Origin of the sequence: Psychrobacter sp., from assembly GCF_030454045.1 — a bacterium.
In the GTDB taxonomy this organism is placed as follows: domain Bacteria; phylum Pseudomonadota; class Gammaproteobacteria; order Pseudomonadales; family Moraxellaceae; genus Psychrobacter.
On sequence record NZ_JAKDJE010000124.1, the window covers coordinates 1 to 4,597 of the forward strand.

Annotated in this window: 4 protein-coding genes; 2 read left to right on the forward strand and 2 right to left on the reverse strand. The window is 43.9% G+C overall.

Annotated features, from left to right (window positions below; all coding sequences use genetic code 11):
* Positions 1-99 precede the first annotated feature (99 nt).
* Positions 100-687 (forward strand): oligoribonuclease, encoded by a 588-nt coding sequence (gene orn / locus L0G63_RS13475; protein ID WP_075107563.1) that lies wholly within the window; start codon positions 100-102, stop codon positions 685-687.
* A gap of 131 nt (positions 688-818) precedes the next feature.
* Here the strand turns inward: orn and L0G63_RS13480 are convergent, their stop codons facing one another.
* Positions 819-1,706 (reverse strand): UDP-2,3-diacylglucosamine diphosphatase, encoded by an 888-nt coding sequence (locus L0G63_RS13480; RefSeq protein ID WP_301451112.1) that lies wholly within the window; start codon positions 1,704-1,706, stop codon positions 819-821.
* A gap of 123 nt (positions 1,707-1,829) precedes the next feature.
* A complete protein-coding gene (locus L0G63_RS13485; protein ID WP_058025915.1) occupies positions 1,830-2,345 on the reverse strand; it encodes a peptidylprolyl isomerase in 516 nt (171 codons plus the stop codon).
* A gap of 314 nt (positions 2,346-2,659) precedes the next feature.
* Here L0G63_RS13485 and L0G63_RS13490 point away from each other — a divergent pair, with 314 nt between their 5' ends.
* The gene (locus tag L0G63_RS13490) at positions 2,660-4,399 is read left to right on the forward strand and encodes a glutamine--tRNA ligase/YqeY domain fusion protein (protein WP_301451113.1); all 1,740 of its coding nucleotides are present in this window, start codon (positions 2,660-2,662) and stop codon (positions 4,397-4,399) included.
* Positions 4,400-4,597: the final 198 nt, after the last annotated feature.

The window sequence follows — 4,597 nt, forward strand, 5'->3', positions numbered from 1 at the left end:
TTCTATGTCAATTATGGCTATGTCTGATGCCAGCATACTTTTTAGAACACCACCCGTTTTTTTAAACTGTACCAACATTTAATGACCATAGGATATTGTATGACTACCGGTGACCATCCCAATAAGATTAAAATCAAAAATCAAGGCAAAAAGGGGCTGGTATGGATTGATTTAGAAATGACCGGACTTGACACCCTAAACGATGAGATTATCGAGATTGCCACTGTCGTGACTGACGAAGATTTGAATGTGCTTGCTGAAGGGCCTGTGTTTGCGATCAAGGTATCGGATCAAGTCTTAAATAAGATGGATGACTGGAATACCAAGCAACATGGTCAGTCAGGATTGGTGGATCGTGTGCGTCGTAGCACAGTGACGTTGGCAGAAGCGGAAGCTGAAACCATCAAGTTTCTGAGTAAATGGGTCGATAGTGGCAAATCACCAATGTGCGGTAACTCTATCTGCCAAGATCGTCGCTTTATGGCGCGCCAAATGCCAGAGCTTGAGCGCTTCTTTCATTATCGTAACCTTGATGTGTCGTCAATTAAAGAGCTGTGTTTTCGCTGGCGCCCTGACATTCTAAAGAACTTTGAAAAAGGGGGCAGTCATTTGGCCTTAGATGATATTCGTGACTCTATCCGTGAGCTAAAGCACTATCGTCAGCATTTCTTTAAATTGATGGATTAAAGCAAAAATGCGCTCGATAGAAGTGAGTAATTGCGAAATAGTAAAAAGGGTCTGTTGAACTATCAACAGACCCTTTTCATATTGAAGAAATATTGTTTAGATGTGTTGTTTAAAACACTGTTAAAGGCGCTTTAGCGAACAAGACATTCAAACTCATATAACTCAAACTCAGCATCATTACTGCTTAAATCGTTACTATTGACACAGTCATTTAAATACTCGTCGTCTGTCACTACCCCAATCACAGCACTGACTTTTGGCTGGCGTGTGTCGGTATCTAGCAAGCGCCAGTCGCCAAGCACATAACGTTTTTTATCAGCGGTGACGTGATGAATGTCTGGACGATGAGTATGACCGTGCAATAAGGCATCGCTAGCAGTGATTGCCTGACGAACTGCCACATCATTCACATCCATGATATAAGCCGCTTTGTTCGCATTGTTTTGCTGGCTTTTTTTACGCATGTTGTCTGCGATAGCCAAGCGTTTCTCTAACGACTTATTAAGCAAATACCACTGAGTTAGGCGGTTGCGCATAATTTTGCGAAAGAGTTGATATTTCTTGTCATCGGTACAGAGTGCGTCACCGTGTTCTAATCGGTAATTCTGCTGACCGACAGGCAAAGTATATGGCTCATCGATAAGCTCACCACCGAACAGATTGCAAAACGGTTGGCCTAACAAAAAATCACGGTTGCCGTGCATGACTAATATCTCGCAGCCATTGATTCGAAGCTTTTTGAGCTTCGCAATCAATGGGGTTAGCCAATGCGTTATTTGTTCATCCTCTGACCTTTTTTCTTTTAATAGAGATAAATACATATCATCACCCAACCATACCTCAAACCAGTCGCCCAATATAAAGAGGCGTTTGAGCGCTGGCAGGGCAAGACAGTCATCAAGCAGCGCCAAAAAAGCCTGCACTAAGGCAGGCTCCTGAGGCGATAAATGCAAATCGCTAATCAATACTTGCCGCACTTGATGAGGGCGGGTCGTGATTAAGTGATTAAAACGTTGCATTTATCTTGGTCCTCGTGACTTATCGTATGGCGAGCATTACTTAGTAAGTTCTATTAAAGAATGCTCGCTCTTTCACAGCTATCGCTAAGTAACTATTGCTGAGTAGCAGCTGTTGAGTGGCTACTACTGAGTAATGATGGTCGCTGAGTTGATAACAACTGGCTCTTTTGGCACATCAGCATGCATGCCAAAACGACCGGTTGGGACGCCTTTCATTTTTTCGATCACATCCATACCGCTGGTGACTTTACCAAATACCGTGTAACCCCAACCTTGCATGTTTTTGCCAGAATGGTTTAGGAAATCATTGTCTTTTACGTTGATGAAGAACTGGCTAGTCGCTGAATGCGGATCTTGGGTACGCGCCATTGCGATGGTACCTTTATCGTTCTTTAGACCATTGTCCGCTTCGTTTTCGATAGGCGCGTTGGTTGGTTTTTCATTCATCTCAGCGTCCATTCCGCCGCCTTGAATCATGAAACCATCGATAATACGATGGAAAATCGTACCGTCATACTGACCAGATTTTACATAGTTTAAGAAGTTTTCTACGGTTTTTGGCGCTTTTTCTTCGTTGAGTTCGATAACGATTGCACCCATATTGGTGTCAAGTTCTACTACTGGTGGCATGTCTACCATGTGATATTCCTTTTTGATTGCAGCGCCTTAAATGACGCTGTCAAGTGGTGGTTAAAAAATTGGTGGTTAAAAGTTAGGGGTAGTCTAACGGCTTTTTTATCCCGTGTCATGTATCAGGCTGTTAATGCGTTTATGAAACCTGATAGAATAACGCAACTTTACCCATTTTTAATCAGCTTTGACAAATAATGATAATGCGGTCGCGTTATCTGATTTTTTATATCCCAATTTATTTTACTATTTTAGTTTAAACGTTTTGTGATGCGTGATAGCACGCATCACGAATGGACAATTTGCGTTAGGAGCAATACCCGATGAGTGAGCACTCAAGCAACAATGCACAAAAAGACGAAGCAAAAAACGACTTTATTCGTAATATCATTCGTGACGATGTCAATGCGCAAAGATACCAGCAAATTGTCACACGTTTTCCGCCTGAGCCAAACGGCTACTTGCATTTAGGTCACGTAAAATCTATCTGCCTAAACTTTGGTGTGGCTAAAGAGTTCGGCGGTGTGTGCAACCTGCGTTTTGATGACACCAACCCAACTGCAGAAAAGCAAGATTTTATTGATAACATCGAAAATGATGTGAAGTGGCTTGGTTTTGAGTGGGCAGGCGAGGCGTACCACGCATCAAGTTATTTTGACCAGTTACATGCATGGGCAATACAGTTAATCGAGCAAGGCGATGCTTATGTCGATTTGCAAACTCCTGAACAAATTCGTGATAACCGTGGTTCATTCAATGAAGCGGGAACGCCATCTCCGCAGCGTGATGCTAGCGTCGAGGAAAACCTAGCCCTTTTCAATGATATGAAAGACGGTAAGTACGCTGAAGGTAAGGCGGTATTGCGCGCCAAGATTGATATGGCTAGCCCAAATATGAATCTGCGTGATCCTGTTATTTACCGCGTGATGCATCAATCTCACCATCAGACAGGTGATAAATGGTGCATTTATCCAATGTATGATTTTGCGCATCCACTCTCTGATGCGCTCGAAGGTATTACCCATTCACTATGTACGCTTGAGTTTGAAGACCATCGTCCATTCTATGATTGGGTCATCGAAAAAATCGGCTTTGATGTCCCGCCGCATCAATATGAGTTTAGCCGCTTAAATGTGGATCATACATTGACCAGTAAACGTAAGCTTAAGCAGCTCGTTGATGAAGGTATTGTGAGTGGTTGGGACGATCCCCGTATGCCGACTGTCGCTGGTATGCGCCGCCGTGGTTATACACCAGAGGGCTTGCGTGATTTTTGTGAGCGTGTGGGCGTGACCAAAGCCGATAGCGTGGTTGATTTCCGTTTACTAGAGTTTAGTGTTCGTCAGTCATTAGAGACAACCACAGCACGCGGTATGGCAGTGTTAAAACCATTAAAAGTGACGATTACCAACTTTAGCGAGGCGGTTAGTAGCTGGGAGACGCAAAAAGCCGATAGCGTGAACGCGCGTTTTGATGATGCGGCGCAGACGCTTTGGTTGACGCAGCCGAACCATCCTAACGTTGATATGGGTGAGCGTGAGATTCCGTTTACCGAGACTTTGTACATCGATCAAGGTGATTATGAGATTGAACCGCCAGCAGGCTACAAGCGTCTGTCTCCAGAAAAGCCAGAGATTCGTTTGCGTAATACTTACGTGTTAGCCGTCACTGAGCATATTACTGACGAGAGCGGCAATGTTGTTGAGCTAAAAGCAACGATTGACCCTACTACGTTGGGTAACAATCCTGAAGGCCGTAAGGTTAAAGGGGTGATTCATTGGGTATCAGCCAGTCAGGGTGTGCCAGCAACCATACGCATGTACGAGCAGCTATTCAGTGCTGAGGACCCAAGTGGCGTCGCTGATGTCCATCAAGCACTAAACCCTGACTCGCTCACTGAGCTAAATGCTGTCGTTGAGCCATCTTTAGCCAATGCTGACGCTGGCACGCGTTTCCAGTTTGAGCGTGAAGGATACTTTATCGCCGATAGCGAAGATCACAGCACGGATAAGCCAGTCTTTAACCAAATTGTCAGTTTGCGCGATAGTTACAAGCCCGCGTAATCTCTGTTGGCCCAGTCTCTAAAAATGTCATTGCTAAAAATGATGTTTTGAAATGATACTGAACAATAGTAGTTTGCAAGCAAGCCCATTTCTAGTACGCTAGAGATGGGCTTTTTTGTGAACAATTATAAAGTTTTTGACAGTAATAGACCTCTTGCAAAAGTCATAGGTTAAGCTCGGAATTAATGATACCAGCAA